The organism is Capsulimonas sp. (genome assembly GCF_039929585.1).
In the GTDB taxonomy this organism is placed as follows: Bacteria; Armatimonadota; Armatimonadia; order Armatimonadales; family Capsulimonadaceae; genus Capsulimonas.
In genome coordinates, this window is record NZ_JBDSQY010000175.1 from 1 (window position 1) to 14,726 (window position 14,726).

General features: G+C 60.3%; 13 protein-coding genes. 9 read left to right on the top strand and 4 right to left on the bottom strand.

From position 1 onward, the window contains the following. The first annotated feature begins 135 nt into the window (after nucleotides 1-135). Nucleotides 136-1,782: a helix-hairpin-helix domain-containing protein gene (locus tag ABIZ35_RS12410; protein ID WP_348220222.1), complete on the top strand. Its 1,647-nt coding sequence runs from the start codon at nucleotides 136-138 to the stop codon at nucleotides 1,780-1,782. Nucleotides 1,783-1,790: 8 nt separating this feature from the next. After that, nucleotides 1,791-2,858, top strand: a complete 1,068-nt coding sequence (locus ABIZ35_RS12415) for a histone deacetylase (protein ID WP_348220223.1) — start codon at nucleotides 1,791-1,793, stop codon at nucleotides 2,856-2,858. A gap of 39 nt (nucleotides 2,859-2,897) precedes the next feature. Here the strand turns inward: ABIZ35_RS12415 and ABIZ35_RS12420 are convergent, their stop codons facing one another. Then, nucleotides 2,898-4,004: an alpha/beta hydrolase gene (locus ABIZ35_RS12420; protein ID WP_348220224.1), complete on the bottom strand. Its 1,107-nt coding sequence runs from the start codon at nucleotides 4,002-4,004 to the stop codon at nucleotides 2,898-2,900. 12 nt (nucleotides 4,005-4,016) lie between these two features. Beyond that, nucleotides 4,017-4,706: a CPBP family intramembrane glutamic endopeptidase gene (locus ABIZ35_RS12425; protein ID WP_348220225.1), complete on the bottom strand. Its 690-nt coding sequence runs from the start codon at nucleotides 4,704-4,706 to the stop codon at nucleotides 4,017-4,019. A gap of 154 nt (nucleotides 4,707-4,860) precedes the next feature. Between ABIZ35_RS12425 and trxB the strand changes: the two genes are divergently transcribed. From trxB to ABIZ35_RS12445, 4 genes are all read left to right on the top strand, one after another. Next, nucleotides 4,861-5,805 carry a thioredoxin-disulfide reductase gene (trxB, locus tag ABIZ35_RS12430; RefSeq protein WP_348220255.1) on the top strand — a complete coding sequence of 315 codons (945 nt, stop codon included), beginning with the start codon at nucleotides 4,861-4,863 and terminating at the stop codon, nucleotides 5,803-5,805. Between the two features lie 243 nt (nucleotides 5,806-6,048). After that, a complete protein-coding gene (locus ABIZ35_RS12435) occupies nucleotides 6,049-6,405 on the top strand; it encodes an MGMT family protein (RefSeq protein WP_348220226.1) in 357 nt (118 codons plus the stop codon). Nucleotides 6,406-6,419: 14 nt separating this feature from the next. Then, nucleotides 6,420-7,058, top strand: coding sequence for a cyclase family protein (locus ABIZ35_RS12440; protein WP_348220227.1), 639 nt, complete (start codon nucleotides 6,420-6,422; stop codon nucleotides 7,056-7,058). A gap of 6 nt (nucleotides 7,059-7,064) precedes the next feature. After that, on the top strand, nucleotides 7,065-7,451 hold the full coding sequence (locus ABIZ35_RS12445; protein WP_348220228.1) for a hypothetical protein: 387 nt from the start codon (nucleotides 7,065-7,067) through the stop codon (nucleotides 7,449-7,451). Between the two features lie 65 nt (nucleotides 7,452-7,516). Here the strand turns inward: ABIZ35_RS12445 and ABIZ35_RS12450 are convergent, their stop codons facing one another. Further along, nucleotides 7,517-10,000: a hypothetical protein gene (locus tag ABIZ35_RS12450; protein WP_348220229.1), complete on the bottom strand. Its 2,484-nt coding sequence runs from the start codon at nucleotides 9,998-10,000 to the stop codon at nucleotides 7,517-7,519. Between the two features lie 157 nt (nucleotides 10,001-10,157). Further along, nucleotides 10,158-10,883 (bottom strand): prepilin-type N-terminal cleavage/methylation domain-containing protein, encoded by a 726-nt coding sequence (locus ABIZ35_RS12455; RefSeq protein ID WP_348220230.1) that lies wholly within the window; start codon nucleotides 10,881-10,883, stop codon nucleotides 10,158-10,160. 240 nt (nucleotides 10,884-11,123) lie between these two features. Between ABIZ35_RS12455 and ABIZ35_RS12460 the strand changes: the two genes are divergently transcribed. Genes ABIZ35_RS12460 through ABIZ35_RS12470 form a run of 3 tightly spaced genes read left to right on the top strand, consistent with a single transcriptional unit; the run spans nucleotide 11,124 to nucleotide 14,697 of the window. After that, nucleotides 11,124-12,248: a substrate-binding domain-containing protein gene (locus ABIZ35_RS12460; protein WP_348220231.1), complete on the top strand. Its 1,125-nt coding sequence runs from the start codon at nucleotides 11,124-11,126 to the stop codon at nucleotides 12,246-12,248. 60 nt (nucleotides 12,249-12,308) lie between these two features. Beyond that, nucleotides 12,309-13,673: a sorbosone dehydrogenase family protein gene (locus ABIZ35_RS12465; RefSeq protein WP_348220232.1), complete on the top strand. Its 1,365-nt coding sequence runs from the start codon at nucleotides 12,309-12,311 to the stop codon at nucleotides 13,671-13,673. 40 nt (nucleotides 13,674-13,713) lie between these two features. Next, complete coding sequence (locus ABIZ35_RS12470) at nucleotides 13,714-14,697, top strand: aldo/keto reductase (protein ID WP_348220233.1); 984 nt, start codon at nucleotides 13,714-13,716, stop codon at nucleotides 14,695-14,697. Nucleotides 14,698-14,726 lie beyond the last annotated feature (29 nt).

The window sequence follows — 14,726 nt, forward strand, 5'->3', positions numbered from 1 at the left end:
GATCGCATAGCGAAGAATAGCAGAGCAAATCTATGCTATCATAACACCAATAGCAAAGGAACGTCAAGACATGGTATTACAATCATCTAACAATTATGGTAATTATGCCGTTCTCCGATTGGGTACAATCGCCGCATGAGTGAATCTGGAACGCTGACCAATGGAGAAGTTGCGCGGGTTTTTGAACGGATCGCCGGGATTATGGAGATCCAGGGCGAGAATGCATTCAAGATACGCGCTTACCGCAACGCCGTCGAAACCCTGAATACGCTGCCCGAACCGATCGCCCAGGTCGCCGCAGCCGGCCGCCTGGACGACATCCCCGGCTTTGGTGAGGCCATCCAGGCCAAAGTCAAGGATATCCTCGCGACCGGCACCACGGCTCTTTATGAGCGCATCAAAGACAAAGTCCCCGCCGGTGTTGTGGAGATGCTTTCCATCCCGGGACTGGGCGCGAAAACGGTGCGCCAGGTCTGGGAAGGCCTGAAGATCGAAAGCATTGCCGCGCTGGAGACCGCCGCGCAGTCGGGCAAGCTGACGGAACTGCCGGGTATGGGCGAGAAAACCGTCCAGAAGATCCTGCAATCCATCGAACGCTATCGCCGTTACAGCGGGCGAATCCGTATCGGGGACGCGCTGCCGTTGGCGGAATCTCTGATCTCAGCCATCCAAAATTTTCCAGGCGTCTCCGAAGCACATATCGCCGGAAGCGTGGCGCGTGGGCGGGAAACCGTGGCGAATATCAATCTGGCCGCCGCTGCGACATCTCCCGCCGAAGCGCTGCAAGGCTTCACGCAGCTGCCTCAAGTCAGCTCCATCGTCTCGCAGGACGAGCGCTCGGCGCTCGTCGTTCTGCACGGCGGCATGGAGGCGGACTTATTTGTCGCCGCGCCGGACGAGTTCGCGGAGCTGCTGGACGAACGCATCGGCTCGGCTGCTTACAATGAAGCGCGCCGAGCCCAGACAGAAGTTTCCGCCGACCTCCTGAAGCGAGTTCCCATGGAGATCCGTGAGAACGGCGGCGAGATCGAAGCGGCGCTCGCGGGAACGCTCCCTACCCTCGTGACGCTGGCGGACATCCGAGGCGATGTCCACGCGCACACGACGGCGTCCGACGGCAAGGTGACGATCCAGCAAATGGCGGTCGCCGCGAAGGCGCACGGCTACGAGTACATGGCGATCACCGACCATTCGCAAAGTCTCTATATCGCCAACGGCCTGACGCCCGACCGGCTGCGCGCGCAGATCGCCGAAATCCGCGCCCTGGAAGACAGCCTCGGGATCCGTATCTTCACTGGCTCTGAAGTGGATATCAAAGCCGATGGAACCATGGACTTCGACGACGATCTGCTCCAAGAACTGGACATCGTGATCGCGTCGGCCCACATGCACAACAATCAAGACAAAGATACACAGACGAAACGGATCATCAAGGCGATCGAGAACCCGAACGTCGATCTGATCGCGCACCCCAGCGGGCGCATCATCAACCGACGTGATCCGTTCGACTTCGATTTTGACGCCGTGGTCGCCGCCGCTCTGCGCACGGACACGGCGCTGGAGATCAACGCCGCGCCCGAGCGCCTCGACATGAGCGATGTCCACGCGCGGCAGGCCGGCGCCGCAGGCGTCAAGATCCTCATCAACACCGACGCCCACTCTATTGAAAATTACGATCTGATGCGCTACGGCGTGCTCGTGGCCCGCCGCGCCTGGCTGACGCCCCACAACGTATTCAACACCCGCCCGCTCGCCGAGTTCGAAGCCTGGCTGCGCCGATAGGAAACTTCATGTCTGTTCCGTCCTCTACCCTTGGCCTGCTCTACGATCCCATCTTACTGGAACATGTGACGCCGCGCGGGCACCCCGAGCGTCCGGAGCGCGTGCAGGCCGTCATCGACGGACTGAAAAACAGTCCGATTTGGAATCAGGTCGCCCACCTGCCCGTCACCCCCGCGACATGCGAACAGCTTCGTCTTGTTCATACCGAAGCGCATCTTCGTCTGATTGAGGAAACATGCGCGTCGGGCGGCGGCTTTGTGGACGGCGGAGACACCTATGTCTGCCCGCGTTCCTGGCTGGCGGCCCTGACTGCCGCCGGAGCCGCGATTGGGGCCGTGGACGCCGTTCTGCACGGAGAGTTCAGTCGCGCCTTCGCCGTTGTCCGCCCTCCCGGTCACCACGCGACGCCGCTCGGTCCCATGGGCTTCTGTCTGTTCAATAACGCGGCCATCGCCGCCGCGCACGCCGTGGCCGCCCATCACCTGGAGCGCGTCCTCATCGTGGACTTCGACGTCCACCACGGCAACGGAACTCAGGACGCCTTTTACAACGACGCGCGCGTTCTGTACTTCTCCACGCACCAAAGTCCCGCCTATCCGCACACGGGCGGAGCGCTGGATGTCGGTGAGGGCAATGGCGTCGGTTTCAATGTCAACGTCCCGCTCCCGGCCCACGTCGGCGACGACGGCTTTCTCGCGGCGTTTGACGAAATCCTCATGCCCATCGCCGATCGATTTCACCCACAGCTTGTCATCGCTTCCGCCGGTTACGACGCTCACTGGCGCAACAGCAAGTACGTTCAGGGGATCGACGAGCGTATGACGACCACCGGCTTTTACGCGCTGTCGGACCGATTGCGGGAGATATCGGACAAGCACTGTCCTAGACGCTTAGTCGGGATTTTGGAAGGCGGATATGATCTAGAATCGCTGGCGCTCGGCGTACAGCAAACACTATCGTCATGGCTGGGCCAGCCGCCATTAGACGATACGATCGGAACGCCGCCAGGCGGCGCGGATTCGGCGGAGACGCTGGAACGATTGTGGGTGAAGCTCCGGGGGATTCATGGGCTGTGAGAAGACGCCCCGGCCCGATTGAGGGGCGGGGGGGGCGTCTTACCCTTCAAAGCACCGAGCTGCAAACCGCTCCAAATTCTCATTCACCTCATCGTAACATTCCAACAGATTCAAATGGCCGCAGTTTTTGTGGATGACTAACTCAGCGTCGGGAATGCGCGCCGCCATCTCCCGCTGGATTTCTATCGGCATGTTGACATCCAAATCGCCCGTCATGAGCAGCACGGGGACTGAGATTAGGGGCAGGGCTTCGCGGGCGTCAAACCCGAAGCAGGCGATTGCGCCAAGGCCCGTGGCGCCCATGGAGAAGCGGGCGCAGCGCTCCGCGACGAAATCGTTCTGCCCTCGGCTTTCGCGGCCGCAGTGCAGGCCGTACATCAGCGCCATATGCAGACAACCGGTCTGCCAAATGCCACGAGCGCCGATTTCGAACAGCGTCGGCCATTTGGCGAGGATCTTCCCCAGAGGCTCCCAAAGAATTTTTCGCGTGGGAGCGAGCCAGCGGCGGCCACGCATCGTTTCCAATAATGGCCGGTCGGTTCCCGCCAGCATCGCGAGGCCCCGGACATGGCGCATCTGTTCTGGGAAGCGCTCCGCGAAGAGCGGCAGCAGCATGGCGCCCAGCGAATGGCCGACGAGAAGGCAGCCGTCCGGATGCCGCCCCGCGCCGCTCGCGTCGAATATAGCCGCCATGTCGAACAGCAAAGTGTCCACGGAATAATCGTCATTGATGGGTTCCGCCGAACGACCGTTGGCGCGCATGTCCCAGGCGATCACCCGATAGTTTTTACTGAGCGCCTTTTTCTGATAGTACCAAATCTCCTGTGTCAGCGACCAGCCGTGACAAAGAAGAATGGCGGGCGCGTCCGCCGGACCACACTCTTCCCACGCCAGCGCCACGCCGCCCGCGCCGAGCGTCACGCCCCGGCGCTCCGGCGCAATGGTCTTCGGTTCATCCTCGCTCATCGGACGCAAGTACCGCAGCCACCAGCGCCCCGTAAGCGACAGCACAACAAGCGCTAGGCCGAAGAGCTCGTCCGCGCTCGCGCGACGCTCTTTGAAAGCTTTGACAATCTTCACAACGCCGGCGAGAAATGCGATTACGGGGGTCGGTAAAAAGAAAAGCGCGAACAAGGGAAGCCACATAGTGATCCATCATTACCCGCGAAGCACGGCGGCGAAAACAAAGATGATCGCCATGTCGAACACCAAACCATGCCAGAGGATCGGCACGATGATCGAACGTGTCCGCCGATAGATCCAGGCAAAGAACAACCCGGAAAGCATGATGCCGAGCACCGTGAGCTCCGCCCAGCCGGGACGCAGCAGCAGGCGGATAACGAGATAGTGCCACCCGCCGAACGCCAGCGCCGTCCAGATCGCGCCGAAGGTCCAAACAGCGTCTCCCATCCCGCGCAACTCATTCAGCACCACCCCGCGCCAAAACAGCTCTTCCAGTGTGGCGTTGACGGGAATAAAATAAAGCGCCAATGGAATGAGAAGCTGCGTGCGAAAGCCACGGTGCGTGACGACGGACAATACATCGTTTGCGTCGAACAGGCGGCTTCCAATCGCATGATACGCGGCGATAGAGGCGGGGATCGTGATCGCCGTCACAAGCGCCAGCGCCGCCCACTCGCGCGGCGAAGGCCACCGGAGCGCATCGCGCCAGAGCTTGCGGCCCCAATAGATCGCCGGCGCCAGGCACAGGCCATGATAGAGGGCGAACGTGACCGCAAGGTTATCGAACCGGTAAAGGCCAAGCCAGACCGCCGGCCAAGGCAGCAAAGTGAGCAGCAGCACGAGCAGGAGGCGGCGCTCCATGCGTATCCATTGAAGTTTCTTCACGCACTCACGTTAGCATAACCTCTTTCCCGAAGTCAAGGGAACTTTGACGGCCCGGCGCGGTGTTTTGATTTTATAGGCCGATGTGCTAGAATGGATGGGGCGCGGACGGCTCGCGCAGAGGAGTACAGAGGTGACCAGCAGTATCGAACATGACGTGCGCAATGTAGTGATTATCGGTTCCGGACCAGCGGGACTGACGGCGGCGATTTACGCGGCGCGAGCAAACCTGAATCCGCTCGTGATTGAAGGCGGCGCGCCGAACTTGCCCGGCGGACAACTGATGATCACATCGGACGTCGAAAACTTTCCTGGTTTCGCCCACGGGATCATGGGACCGGAGCTGATGGACCAGATGCGCCAGCAGGCAGCCCGCGTCGGCGCGGAGTTCTGGACGGAAAATGTGACGGACGTCGACTTCACGGACCGCCCGTTCCATATCAAAACGGACGGCGATCGGGAAGTTTACGCGAAGACGGCAATTGTGACGACGGGGGCCTCGGCAAAGTGGCTGGGCCTGCCGTCGGAAACCGCGCTCTACGGCAAGGGCGTCTCCGCCTGCGCCACCTGCGACGGCTTTTTCTTCCGCAACCGCGAAGTGATCGTGGTCGGCGGCGGCGACACCGCGCTGGAGGAAGCAAACTATCTGGCGCGCATGGCCTCCAAAGTGACCCTCATCCACCGGCGCGAGTCCCTGCGCGGCTCGCATATCATGCAGAAGCGCGCGCTGGATAACCCGAAGATCGAGATTGCCTGGAACAGCGTTGTCACCGAGATCCACGATCCCAAAGAAGGCAAAGTGACGGGCGTTACGCTCCACAACCTGAAAACGGATGAGGATTCCTTTCTGGCGACCGACGGCCTGTTCATTGCGATCGGTCACCATCCGAACACCAAGCTGTTCGAAGGAAAGCTGACGATGGACCCGCAAGGTTACATCATCACCACAAGCGGCCGGCCTCTCACCAGCGTCCCCGGCGTCTTCGCCGCAGGCGACGTTCAGGACACGATCTACAAGCAAGCCGTCACCGCAGCCGGATCCGGATGTATGGCGGCGATTGAGGCGGAACGGTTCCTGGAAGAGGAAGATTCGCACGGGTAAGACTGAGGCCCTCATCCCTACTCCGGCCGCTCCCTCCGGGTGACCCACCCCGGCGCTTCGCGCCACCCTTCCCATGGAACTGGGAAGGGTAATTAGGAATGGGTTTCGCAGGCAGCTTTCGTCCGATAGTCTCCTTCCAACCCTTCCCAGCTTCATGGGAGGGGTGGCGCGAAGCGCCGGGGTGGGTCACCCGGAGGGAGCGACCAGGATTTAAGTAGAAGCGAAAGGGCGAATGGCCAGGAGATGAATAACATCGAACCCGAGTTCCAAAAAATCTACGATGTCGTCCGCGCCATTCCGCGCGGTTCGGTTCTTTCCTACGGCGAAGTCGCCAAAATCGCCGGCAGCACGGCGCGAACAGTCGGCTGGGCGATGGGCAATGTCGAAGACCCAGACGTCCCCTGGCAGCGCGTGGTGGGCGCGGACGGGTATCTGCGTATCGGCGCCCGATCGCCGGAGCTGAAAGCGAAGCAGCATCGGCTTCTTTTGGAGGAAGGCGTCGAGTTCCTGGAGAACGGCTACGTCGATATGGCCAAACAGCGCGACGCCGGCGCGCCCCCACCCGCGCCGCAAACCCTCTCCCTCGATTTGGACGAATAGGACTTCTCCTCCCCATGGTCATTCACGATATCAGCCTTGCCGTTTCACCCAAAACCGTCACCTGGGACGGAGTCGAGCTGGGATTTTCGCCGCTGTGGACCTGCCGGATCGGACCGGGAAGCGACTGCAACGTGTCGATGTGGACGGTGGGCGCGCATACGGGCACGCATGTGGATGCGCCGCTGCACTTTGTGGCGAACGGGGGCGATATCGCCGGCCTGGACCTCAACACGCTGGTGGGACCGGCTCAGGTCGTGGAGATTTTGGGGACGCAGGAAATTACGTCAGAAGATCTGGACACCGCTGGAATCGGCGAGGATATCGTCCGGGTAATCTTCAAGACGGACAACACGCAGCGACAGCTTGTACACGACACGAAGTTCCACGCCGATTACACCGGAGTTGGTCAGGAAGCCGCCGAATGGCTCGTCGCGCACGGCGTCAAATTGGTGGGAGTGGATTACCTGTCCGTCGGCGTATACGGAGAGAAGAACACCAAGGTGCATCAGACGCTTCTGGGCGCGGGCGTGGTCATTTTAGAGACATTGTCGCTGGACGAGATCGTTCCCGGCCGGTATCTGCTGGCCGCCCTTCCGCCAAAGATCGCCGATATCGAAGGCAGCCCCTGCCGCGCCATACTGATCGAGGAGTAGAAATTTATGAACGAAGCACCGCAGCCGATTTCGATGACGCGCATCGATTCCGACGATTTGATTCAAGACGAAGAAACCCCGGAAGCCATCGACTTCTCCATCATGCTGTCTCAGACACCGCCTGAGGAGTGGATCGCCTCCTTCACGGCAGCCTATCTCGCGCTTCACCACGACATCAAGCCCCCCAGCCATATCGAAGGTGACCGGATCTGGATCAGCTATCTGCCCAGATATAACGGCGAGCTACCCGCATATTTAAAGTTCTTGCAGGCCGTCGTCAACGAGTCGAACCGGCAGGTCCAGCTGACGTACGAAATCCATCAGAACAGCGCCAAAGACCAGATGCGCATGCAGTTCCGCGACCTGCTTCGGCAGACGGCGCTGCCTTCGTAAAAGACGCCACGCAAAAAATCCCCGCTGGAAACCCAGCGGGGATTTTTTTGGATGGCCCTCATCCCCTACTGAATCTTATTCTTCTTGTTGTACGCATCCACGGCGTTGCGCAGCTGCAAGGCGTACTTCGCGATCTGAACGCGCGCCTTGTCGTATTCGGAATCTGGAAGCAAAGCGAGCGGTTTGTCGAGATAGGTCTTGACATATCCTTCAGCCTCATCGATCATCGGTTTGGCGAGGTGGGCGTCCTTGGCCTCGCGGAGCGCGGCGTAGAACGTGGTGAGATAGCGGACGTCGTTGACGCCTTCCCGCAGCGCTTCCCATTGCAGGGTATCCAGAACGCCGCCCTGCGCAGGATAGGTCAGCATCCGGGGCCGATACGGCGCGAGCGCCGGCGGAGCGCCAGCGGACGTATCGTCGTAGGGATCCGTTCCGGTGGCGAACTGGTACTCAGGGACATAGGCGCCATAGAGGTTCGCACGCCAGAGCAGATATCCCGCGCTGAGGCGGTTGTCATGCGCATCCTCGTTCGAAGCATCCCAGTACCACCAGTCGTGCTTGTTGGACTTGCGGACGCCGTGCGTGCGCAGCAGTTCCTGCGGGTACTCGGAGTCACGGTCGTAAACGACGAGCGCCAGCTTATCCTGAAGCGTATCGTAGTCGCTCTGGCGCGTAACGTAGGTTGCGCCGCTCAGACCGGCTTTGTTCAGAGCCGCCAGCTGAAGACTCCCACTGTCGCTGGGATCGGCGAAGTAGACGAACTCTGGCGCATGGCTGTTCTGACGCTCTTTCTCGACATCGGCGGCCAAAGATGGCCCTTTGTAAACGTACGGGCCCAGCACGCCGGCGGCGGTGTACGCCTGGAGCGCATCGGGAAGCGTCTCGGCGCTGTCGTGCAGGGAAACGTAGCGAAAACCGTGCGAGACGATATTTGTCAGCTGTGACGCCAGCATGTCCTTGGTGACAAAGTCCGTCACCGAGTCTCCGGTCTCCGAAGGCAGGGTCGCCGGCGGAGCGTCGAGACGAGAACGCAGGTCGATCGCGTACTGCTTAGCGGCGCTCAGCAAGCGCATCGGCAGCACATCAACATCGATCGGAACCGTGACCGTTTTCGATCCAGGCGCCGTCACTAAGAAGCGTCCGCTATAGTGTCCCGGCTGCGCATTTCGCGGCGTCGCCAGGGTCACCCAGAACTGTTTGGCCGTATCCATCGGAATATCGGTCTGAGGCGCGCCGGTCAGCCGGATCTCTGGGGCTGGTCCGGACAGCGGAACTCGATCGTCTTTCACCAGGAGCTCCGGCGTCAGACCGGCTTCATCGGGATTACGCAGCGCGCTCGTCCCCTGCTGCTTCCAGACCTTGACCACACGCACATCGACGGCGGACTTCGGAAGCGTCTTCCCGACCGCCTGAAGATCGTCGGCCAACTGCACGGTCACATTGTTCATGGCCTGGCGGGTATAGATGCAGAAACTCGCCGCCTGCACCTGTTCCGGGCAGACCTGCAGGGTGATGCTGGAGCTTGTCCCAGAAGGCTCGGGCAGAGACCACGGATAGACAGGATCGAAGAGCGAAGCTGGAGTGAACACAAGCGTGCTATTCCCAGTCGCCGCCATGACGCGGTTGGCCGAGGGGAAAAGAACCGTGTTACGCCGCGCCGCCGGGCTCAGAATATCCATCTTGAAGGCGACCCGCCCACCATGGACCATCGCCGGAGCGGTCGCAAGACCATAATTTACGGTCGCCGTCGCAGACGGCGCGCCAAGCGGGGTCCAGGCCGCCACGTTTCCTTTTTCAAAATCGTCCACCGAATCGCCGGAGGTCACAGCGCCGCTGGCGTCGACGGTCACCCAGGTCAGGTCGTCAATCACCAGGGAAGATTTCGAGGGAACACCCATTTCGACCGCGAGCGCGTTCACCCGCGCAAACGCAGGCGGAACCACGGGACGCGTGGAGACCGCGCCCTGCGCATCCGCCGGCAGATCGAGATCCAGGCCGACCGTCTCGCTTCCGACCCGGTGCAGCGTAAACTTTTCGCGCGGCAAGAGGATTTCACGCCATCCCTTGAAGCTGACCTTGACAGGGTCAGACACCCAGGTGGGACGCAGCAGCGCCGAATCGTCGGTCGCCGCCGGCTCCAGCGCCATCAGACGGATACGCACCGTGGCCCCAGAGCCATCGCCGCGCAGCCAGAAACGCAGCCCATTGTTGGTCCCCATAGGCACGTCGCTGCGCCGCAGCATCAGATTATGCGCCGCGCCGCCCGCAAATGATCCCGCCCAGGGCGAGTTCGCGATCGCAGTCGGTGATGTGGAAATGGGTGGAGGGACAACAGCCGGAACAACAGGCGTGGGCGTCGTGCGCGGCTTCTTCAGCGGCGCCTTCTTTACGGCCTTTTTGGGAGCAACGGCCTGCGCCGCAAAAGAGGAATGGACGGCAAATGGCAAACAAAGCGCCAGTGAGGCGGCCAAAGCGACAGGACGAGAAATTGAGCGCGGCTTGCGGAAAATCGGCGCCGCGCCGCGCCGTGCGTATGGGTCAAAGTACAACCGGTAAATCCTCCAAACGAACTGTTCTGCCTGAGTGATGGTAGAGAGACGACAGCAGAGAGTACAAAAGTTCCCGGAAATACAATGAGTTTCCTGCATGTCCGCCACAATAAACAGAAACGGCCCTCCAGACATCATGCTTGGAGGGCCATCAAGATTAACCGCCTCGGTCGGGATCGAGCCATGGCGTCCCCGAATAGTACCATCGATCGACCCGCATTCCCTTGACATGCCCATCCGTAAACAGCGTTTCCGTCATATTATTGCTGTGACGGACTGTGGGGCCGGACCAATCCTCATTGGCGGATTGCCCATTCGCATCTTGTGGATCGATCAGATTCCACGCGGTATGTTTCGGCAGATTGGGAACCAGATACGGCGCGGCTGAGATTGTCGTCGTACCGCCGTCCGCCATCAAAACCGTTGTTGACGGCGACACAACACGACTGAGGGGAATCAATCCATATATCACATAGGCGTTCGCCACGTACGATGTATGAAAAGGCTTGGTGTAACCCATCGAGCCATTCGCGGCCGCCCAAACAGGGATGGTCTTTGAATCGGAATCGTCTGGGCACTGGAATATCTGCTGGCTTTTTGTGTATGTCTGTAATATTTGCGGCCATAGAATCGCATGCCCTTGGGCGCAAACGCCGATGGGATAGCCGGGGATATCGCACACTTCTGCGGGTGTGTAGTACTCGTCGTAGTCTTGCGTATACTGCATGACGCCAAGGCTGATCTGCCGTAAATTCGAAAGGCAGGAAGTTTGGCGCGCCTTTTCACGAGCTTGCGCAAATACGGGGAATAATATTGCCGCGAGAATCGCGATAATCGCGATCACAACGAGAAGCTCAATGAGTGTAAATCCGGACCGCTTCATAAGATATTCCTCTTTAACAGCAGTTTATTTTCAGTTTAATTATAACACAGCTTGGTAGATAATTCACACATAAATCTATTTTATTCGTATTCTCACACTCATATAATTACGACTGTCTGCTTACATCTAAAGAGATACTTTTTAATTGATCAGCAAGACACAGTCGTACGGAATTGACATAAGACGTATTTCAGTCCATAATAAACCAGTTCTAAACCAGTTTGCAAGAGCGAAATTCACATGGGCCGTCACATCAGCGAAGTCGAGAGCCGTCTGCGGGATTATCTGCGGCGGCCGGAGCAGTCCGCCGGCGACAAGCTGCCCGGAGAGCGCGATCTGGCGTTGGCGCTGGGAGTGGGCCGCACGGCGCTTCGGCCGGCCCTGAAGGCGCTGGAGGATGAGGGCGTCATCCGCCGCCACGCGCGATCCGGCGCGGTGCTCGTTTCCATTCCTGCGCCGGCGGGGCGCGGCGCGACAATCGCCGTGGTGGCGCCCCTGCAAATTGGAGACGATCGGATCGACGGGAACGAGCCATGGTGGATCCATCGCGTCGTGTCGACCATTGAACGCGTCGCGAGCGCGGCCGGCGCGGAAGTCGTCCTTTATGACCAATCCCCTCTTGTCGCCGATCCCTGCTCCGTAAAAGACCTCGCCATTCGGGCGGCCCATGAGGGCGCGCAGGCCGTGATTCTCCTCCATGCGGTCGGGGCCCGCGCCAAGACTTCCCATGCGCTCGCGGTGCTGCACGACAAGGGCGTTCACCCGATTATTATTTCATCACGCAGTTATCCGGGACTCGCCAGTCAGGTCTATTTTGATTCCGGCTGGGGGACATATCTGGCGGTTCGGCACGTTCTGGAGCATGGACACACGCGCATAGGTTTCGTGGGCGGCTCCAGCGGGCATGAATGGGTGCGTGACCGTCTCGCCGGATACAGATCGGCGCTGGAGGCGGCGGACATTGAGGCGTCTGCGTCGTGGATCGTCGCGGATGACGAGGGAGAGCGCGCCGTGACGCCGGCGGACGGCGCCGCCGCGCTCCGGCATTGGCGCGCGCTGCCGGCGGATGAGCGTCCGACAGCGATCATCGCCGCGAATGACATTCTCGCGGAAGGAGTGCTTGCCGAAGCGGACGCTCTGGGATTGTCACTGCCCGGCGACTTCTCTCTGGTCGGCTTCGACAACGACCCGGCCGCCATGCGCCTGGGGCTCACCACCATCGAGCGCCCCACCGAAACGCTGGGCGACGCTGTGGCGCGCACGGTTTTAGAGCGGCTCGCCGCCGGCCCTGAAGCGGAAAGCGTCACCCTTCGCCTGCGTCCCGTTCTGATCCCGCGAAAAACCGTCGGTCCACCGCCGAAATAAAGTTCTTGATCGACTAAACTCTCTGCCTCGCCGCAATATTATTAGATACGGAGAAAGTAAATGACCACCCCCAAGATACGTATCAGCCGCGCCGGAACTCTCACCATCGCACTCGGAGCCGCAAGCGCGCTGACGATTATGGCGCTCTGCCCAGCGGCCAAGACCGAACCGCAGAAAGTTCATGCGCCCAATGAGCTGCTGACCGGACAGGCCGCCATCAATTCCGACTGGACCGACGATCAGCCGGGGCTGCGCCGCCATGTGACCGTTGCGGACCTGCCGGCCGCCTATGATACACGTTCCGTGGACAATGGCGCGCATATGGTTCCCAAGCCCGAAGGCGCGATTCCCAAAGCGCCCGCCGGTTTTACCGTCGAGGCGTTCGCTACCGGCCTGAATAATCCACGCAAGATCATCACAGCGCCCAACGGCGACCTGTTCATCGCGGAAAGCGGCCCAAATCGGGTCCGTGTGATCCGCGATACGGACGGCGACGGCAAGCCCGACTCGAACGAGATCTTCGTCGAAGGCCTTAAGCAGCCGTTCGGCCTGGCCTTCTATCCCAGCGGCGCTAACCCCAAGTATCTCTACGTCGCCAATACGGACTCCGTCGTGCGCTTCCCCTATCAAAACGGCGATCTGAAGGCGACCGGAGCGGGCGAGACGATCATCGACGATATCTCCGGCGGCGGACGCCTGCGCGGCGGCGGACACTGGACGCGTGACATCGTGTTCTCCAAGGATGGGAAGAACCTCTTCGTTTCCGTCGGCTCCCGCTCCAACGTTCAGGAAAACGATGGCTTGATCGAAGTGGAAAAGCGGCGCGCGCGCATTTTTCAATTCGACGCCGACGGCAAGAACGAGCAGGTCTTCGCCAGAGGCATCCGAAACCCGGTCGGCATCGCCATCAACCCAGTCACCGCGCAGCTCTGGACTTCGGTCAACGAGCGCGACGGCCTGGGCGATAACCTGGTTCCCGATTATGTGACCCATGTTGAAAAGGGAGGCTTTTATGGCTGGCCCTACTACTATATGGGCAACAACCCGGACACCCGCGCCAAGGGCGCCCCGACGGATCTCGGCGCCAAAGTGCTCGTTCCAGACACCCTGCTTCAGTCGCACTCTGCTTCGCTCGCCATGACCTTCTACACGGGCAAGCAGTTCCCGCGCGAGTATGCGAATGACGCCTTCGCCGCCCAGCACGGCTCCTGGAACCGCGCCCGCCGCACGGGCTACAAGGTCATTCGCGTTATGACGAAGAACGGCAAAGCCACGGGCGCCTATCAGGACTTCCTGACCGGCTTCGTCACCCCCGAAGGCGATGTCTGGGGACGCCCGGTCGGCGTGACCGTCGGCAAAAATGGCGATCTGTTCGTCACCGATGACGGCTCCAATACCGTCTGGCGTGTTTCGTACAAGAAATAGGCGCGAAGAGATACGAGTCTCATAGATCAGGAGGCGGCCGATGAAATACAATAGCTTGGGACGCACCGGGGCGCAGGTGAGCAATCTCTGCCTGGGCGCCATGACCTTTGGATGGAAGACGGAAGAGGACGAAGCATTCCGGATCGTCGACCGGTTCATGGAAGCGGGCGGCAACTTCGTGGACACGGCGAATGTTTATGGACGCGGTAAGTCCGAGATTATTACGGGTAAGGCGCTTGCGCGCGATGGCAAGCGCGATCGAATCTTCCTCGCGACCAAAGCGCACGGTAAGATGAATGACGACGATCCCAACGCCTGGGGCAATCACGCGTTCAACATCATTCGCGCCTGCGAAGCGTCCCTCCAGCGATTGGGCGCGGACCATATCGATCTGTACCAAATCCACCGTCCGCAGTCGTCAATCCCGATCGACGAGACCCTCCGCGCGCTGGACCATCTTGTCCGATCCGGCAAGGTTCGCTATATCGGAACCAGCACCTACGCCGCCTGGCAAGTGCTGGAGTCGCTGTGGGTTTCCAAGGAATACGGCCTCAGCCGCTTCGTTACCGAGCAGCCGCCGTATAACATTCTGGACCGCCGCATCGAGCGCGAATTGATCCCGCTGTCACAGTCCTATGGGATTGGCATCATTCCATGGTCGCCCCTCGCCGGCGGCAAGCTGACGGGGAAATACAAGCGCGATCAAGCCGCGCCGGACAACTCACGAGAAGATCCTGCGAAGTTCGCCGAAGGAACCTGGAAGGCTCTCGAAGGGCTGGACACCATCAGTCAGGAGAAAGGCGTCACCCCCACAGCCTTCGCGCTGGCGTGGCTGAACGCGATGCCCGGCGTCACAAGCCCGATTATCGGTCCGAACTCCGTGGCGCAACTGGAAGACAACCTCGCCGCATCCGAGGTCGAGATTACCGACGAAGACAAAAAGCGTGTGGACGCTCTTGTCGCTCCGGGAACGCACGTCGAGGATTATTACAAAGCGGACTTCGGACCCAACGCACGCTGGTAGTCACATAACAATTGTCGTGGAGAAAAAGC